This is a genomic window from Mesorhizobium sp. M7A.F.Ca.CA.004.06.1.1 (genome assembly GCF_003999135.1).
Classification (GTDB): domain Bacteria; phylum Pseudomonadota; class Alphaproteobacteria; order Rhizobiales; family Rhizobiaceae; genus Mesorhizobium.
Genome location: NZ_RZPQ01001448.1, coordinates 1 through 456, shown reverse-complemented (window position 1 = coordinate 456; position 456 = coordinate 1). Strand labels below are relative to the sequence as shown.

The 456-nt window shown below is 68.2% G+C and carries 1 protein-coding gene; it reads left to right on the top strand.

Going from position 1 to position 456, the window contains the following annotated elements:
• Positions 1 to 30: 30 nt before the first annotated feature.
• Positions 31 to 456 (top strand): alanine racemase (locus EN906_RS36870; RefSeq protein WP_245484425.1); only part of this gene is annotated, 426 nt, incomplete at its 3' end.

Here is a 456-nt window from a genome sequence, read left to right as displayed (position 1 = left end):
CCCCAAGAAGAGGTCACCGCCACAAGCGAAGTGGCGGCTGGGGCCATCCTCACCATCGATCTCGGTGCAATCCGTGAAAACTACCGGCGGCTGAAGGCGCGGTTGGGCGATGTTGCCTGCGCTGGGGTGCTCAAGGCGGACGGCTACGGCGTGGGCGCCGGCCAGGTCGCGGCGGCGCTGCTGCGCGACGGCTGCGATATCTTCTTCGTTGCGCTTCTGGGCGAAGGCGTCGCCCTGCGCCACTCGCTTGGGCCGGGCCCTGCCATTTTCGTGTTGAACGGCATTCCGCCCGGTGCCGAGCCGGACGCCGTGGCAGCAAACCTTTGCGCTGTTATCAACAGCCCCGAGCAACTGGCGGCTTGGCGTGTGACGGCTCGCCGCGCCGGCCGAAAACTGCAGGCCGCGATCCAGGTCGACAGCGGCATGTCGCGGCTCGGCATGGCGCCTCGGGATGTG